We start from the raw sequence: 3,657 nt of genomic DNA, 5'->3' as shown, positions 1-3,657 counted from the left end.
AATGCTTCCTTCCATTCCAAAGAATAGATCGCACCATCAAACCATGGGATCAAACACCTAGGCTCGGGTTGATGGTTCGCGTCGAACCGCCCGCCCTTCGAGGAAAGAAACCGGTACTGGCCTGTGATTACTCTTGCTGAATTGATTGCAGGTAATAGACAAGTGACAGGATACGCCCGCGGGCGACCATGTCTGCGGTTTCCCCACGCTGGCTGGTTGCCGAAACTCGAAAGCGTTCACCCCAAACCGGCATCATACTGCCATGCGCCCTGACGCCATCACGCCCGTCAATCGTGGTCAGCACTGCTTCAAATGGAAAGTCACCTTCGTTTGCCCGTGTGAGGTCTAACAAGCTTGGGGTCGAAATATTCAAGAGGCCCGCAAGAGGTCCATCACCCATCGCACTTTCGCCGTGGCAGCCTGCGCAAGCGACAGTATACTCGTGTTCGCCAGCAACTTCGGCAACGGCTGTGCCGCTGGCAAAGATCAATGCTGCGATGACGTGCGCTTTGGCGTTCCGGAATTCCATAGTGTGACCCCCAAGTTATCGAAACCATTCATGGTGCGGACAGGAATCAGAATCCTTCCTGTCAGGTCACCAATTTATGCTCCAATCCATTTTCGCATTTGATAAATATCAAACGCGATAAGGGGTCCATTTTGCGGACATCTGCGTTGAATTTCTCTCCACAGCCAGCAGCTTGATTTATGTCAATCAGCACGAGCGCCCGCAAAATATCGTCTGAACGACCCGCATTGGGTTTGACAGTGAAACACGCTCACCCATTCGACCACCGCAATGGAGATGGCAGAATGCAAGCAAAAGACTCCGTCAGGCAGTTTGTCCGTGATGCTTTGTTGGCGGATCGGTCGCGCGAAGAAATCCGTAAAGGTCTGCGGCAAGCCGGGTGGTCAACCAACGAGATTGACAACGCCCTTGCCCAGTATGCGCGTATCGACTTTTCACCGCCCATTCCGGCGCCACGCCCCCAGTTCACAGCGCGCGACGTCTTTATTTACGCTGTTCAGTTCACGGCGCTGGCCTACACGGCGATCTACCTGATCAATCTGGTGCATGCGTTGCTTGACCTTTGGATGCCGGATGCTGCCGATTTTCCTGACTTGGAACTGCGGGCGACTATGCGTTTGCGATGGGCGATTGCGACGCTGGTTGTCGCTGCACCTGTCTACTTATGGATGTCGCGCTTCGCGCATAGCCGCGTCGAGAAAAACGCCATGAGCCGCCGATCACCGGTGCGCAAATATCTGACTTATTTAACATTATTTGTCACTGCGATGATCTTTTTGGGTGATGCCATCTTTCTCATCTATGGCTTCCTTGAGGGATCCGCGACGTTGCGCTTCGTTCTAAAGGCCACAACCGTTGGTGCCGTAACCTTGGCCATATTTGTATTCTATCTGCGCGATGTGGAGTATCTTCGTGGTGACCAGTAGAGCTTTCAATTTAGGGGTATCGGCTGCGGTTTCCGTGGCGATCCTGCTTGGGATTTTCACCATTGGTGGACCGAACGCCGCCCGACGAGACATGTTTGATCTGCGCCGCTACGAAAACCTGACACAAATTGCGGCCGCACTTCATTGCGCGAACTGGCGGATTCTGCAGCCGCAACTGCCCGAGAAACTGGATCTGGAAAGCATTCGTGCATATTGCGGCGGCATCGAAATTCAGGCGGACGTCCTTGTCGATAATGAAACCAATGTTCCCTACGACTACACCCGTCTGAACGAGACCGCATTTTCCGTCTGCGCGGTATTTTATGATGCAGAGAAAGCGATGCGTCTAAACTATCAGGGGTATCCACGATGGAATGCCACTTTCAACCCTGACACGGGGTGTATCACTGGGCGCATCCGTTAACCCCTGAACCAGAGATCGCAAGCCGACTTATTCCTGGATTGCCTCAAGAAATACAACCAGCTCTCGCACCCGGTTCCGCGCCCGCTGTTCGTTGAACTCCTCCGGTCCGAATTGCGACATCGCTGTTTCCCAATAGCGTTCGCCCCAAACTGGCATCTTTCGATCACCATGTGCGGCGACATCGGCGCGCCCATCAATCACCTCGAAAACCCGTTCGGAAGGAAACTGGCCGTCGTTGTTTTTAGCAAGTTGGGTCAGATCGCCGGGGTCAACGCCTCTGAACAACCGAGTCAGAAAACCGGCCCCTTTTGCATCACCGCCATGACACGACGCGCAGGAATTATTGAATTCCGCTTGGCCCTCTTTGGCATTTTCAGGAATATCCTGAGCGAAGGCACTCACGGTTGAACTCAGTAAAAGTGCAGCAGCTACACCAAGGACTTGGGTACTCGAAATGGTCATGATCAATCCTCCAATTAGAGGATAAACGCTACTACAAAGCACGTGACATCTTTTGACAAAGATCAATCGCCACGAGAACACGCATTTGCTTCACGCACCCGAGGTGACGCACGTTTCGCTGCATCGCTATAGCTGCGGCAGTGGCGTCAAATTCAGATGTCCTATCGGCTTGCGCAAAACATTGCCGTGTTTCTGGATAGTCGAAGGCGTCATAACCACACCCGGAACTGCGAATGGCAGGTTGCTGCCTCCTTCTTCGCAATCCATGCAGGGTTTGGACAGATCTCTGCGTTGTGATATTCTTCTATTTTGTTGGACGGATACATATGACGGATGAAGAAGAAAACAAACGACGCGATTCTGTCTCAATGGTCGGTCCGTACGCCCGTATCCGGATCATAGTCGCGGTCGTATTCTTCTTCATTGCGATTGCCGTGATCGGTTTCCGCGCGTTCTCTGGCTGATCCGCCAAAACAGGCGTTAATCAGTTGATTGCATGGAGTGCACGAAAGGCCGAGTTCATGAAACGACCTGCCAATCCGATGCCAGAATTTGTCGCGCAAGCTCTTGAAGCTGAAAGGCGCGTTTGATCTGCGGCCATGGTACCAACGCAACGACTATCTTGGTTGGATCATGAGAGCAAAACGCGACGCCACCAAGGTGAGGCGACTTCAGCAAATGCTCGATGAACTGCGGGCTGGCGACGCATATATGAACATGGCATGGCGCCCGAGGCGATAGCCCTTGAGAAGGACGCTCAGCAAGCCAATGCGTGGCGCCAAAGACGGAAGAAGTTCCCTCTACAAAAGTAGAAGCCCAACCCGCGACTTTGTTATGGATTTGCTGGTCTCTGCCTAGATTGACCTAAATCAATGCACTTGTTGGGTATCCGGTGCTGATCTTGCGCTCGTGGCACGCGATGCCAAAGGCCGCGCACGGAGGGCACGCAGCCCTGTCAAAGCGCAGCATCTGCAGGATGCCACTACCGCAGCTGTACCGCTTTCCCTTGATACGGATCTGGAACGGATCGCAGCACACGAAGCGGGTCACATTGTGATGGCCGCCATGCTCGGGATGCCGTTGCCGTTCAGTGCGCGCATCGCGCCAAACGGCGGGGCCGTGACGCGACTTGGGGACGAAAAGTGAAGCATTTGCACTTAGAGCGCCATTTCTATGTCTTTAACGATCTTCCCGTAAGGGTTTTTGCGTGTTCCAGTTGTCTGTCTCATGTCCCACTCCTCAGTGGTTACGATGAGCCAACAACACTCTCTTATCAAATAACGCTATTTGGACCCATAGGCGCTGACGTCAGACAG

At 53.2% G+C, this 3,657-nt stretch carries 7 protein-coding genes; 5 read left to right on the top strand and 2 right to left on the bottom strand.

Going from position 1 to position 3,657, the window contains the following annotated elements:
* Window positions 1-127 precede the first annotated feature (127 nt).
* Window positions 128-529 carry a cytochrome c gene (locus tag QZ197_RS15190; RefSeq protein ID WP_296433011.1) on the bottom strand — a complete coding sequence of 134 codons (402 nt, stop codon included), beginning with the start codon at window positions 527-529 and terminating at the stop codon, window positions 128-130.
* Window positions 530-813: 284 nt separating this feature from the next.
* On the opposite strand from QZ197_RS15190, the gene QZ197_RS15185 reads away from it, so the two are divergent.
* Window positions 814-1,455: a DUF5671 domain-containing protein gene (locus QZ197_RS15185; RefSeq protein ID WP_296433010.1), complete on the top strand. Its 642-nt coding sequence runs from the start codon at window positions 814-816 to the stop codon at window positions 1,453-1,455.
* A 34-nt stretch (window positions 1,456-1,489) separates the two neighbouring features.
* Entirely contained in the window at window positions 1,490-1,879 is a 390-nt protein-coding gene (locus tag QZ197_RS15180) for a hypothetical protein (protein ID WP_296433009.1), read from the top strand.
* 27 nt (window positions 1,880-1,906) lie between these two features.
* On the opposite strand, the gene QZ197_RS15175 is transcribed toward QZ197_RS15180, so the two are convergent.
* Window positions 1,907-2,341: a cytochrome c gene (locus tag QZ197_RS15175; RefSeq protein ID WP_296433008.1), complete on the bottom strand. Its 435-nt coding sequence runs from the start codon at window positions 2,339-2,341 to the stop codon at window positions 1,907-1,909.
* A gap of 326 nt (window positions 2,342-2,667) precedes the next feature.
* Here QZ197_RS15175 and QZ197_RS15170 point away from each other — a divergent pair, with 326 nt between their 5' ends.
* The 3 genes from QZ197_RS15170 to QZ197_RS15165 all read left to right on the top strand — a co-directional run bounded on the left by QZ197_RS15170 (window position 2,668) and on the right by QZ197_RS15165 (window position 3,487).
* Window positions 2,668-2,805, top strand: a complete 138-nt coding sequence (locus QZ197_RS15170) for a hypothetical protein (protein ID WP_296433007.1) — start codon at window positions 2,668-2,670, stop codon at window positions 2,803-2,805.
* An 88-nt stretch (window positions 2,806-2,893) separates the two neighbouring features.
* Complete coding sequence (locus QZ197_RS16150; RefSeq protein WP_363157901.1) at window positions 2,894-3,082, top strand: YdeI/OmpD-associated family protein; 189 nt, start codon at window positions 2,894-2,896, stop codon at window positions 3,080-3,082.
* 168 nt (window positions 3,083-3,250) lie between these two features.
* Window positions 3,251-3,487 carry a hypothetical protein gene (locus QZ197_RS15165; RefSeq protein WP_296433006.1) on the top strand — a complete coding sequence of 79 codons (237 nt, stop codon included), beginning with the start codon at window positions 3,251-3,253 and terminating at the stop codon, window positions 3,485-3,487.
* Window positions 3,488-3,657: the final 170 nt, after the last annotated feature.

The sequence above is a fragment of the Yoonia sp. genome (assembly GCF_017854415.1).
GTDB lineage: Bacteria > Pseudomonadota > Alphaproteobacteria > Rhodobacterales > Rhodobacteraceae > Yoonia.
Note: the sequence above shows the minus strand (reverse complement) of the source record. Positions and strands in the feature narration are given on the sequence as shown.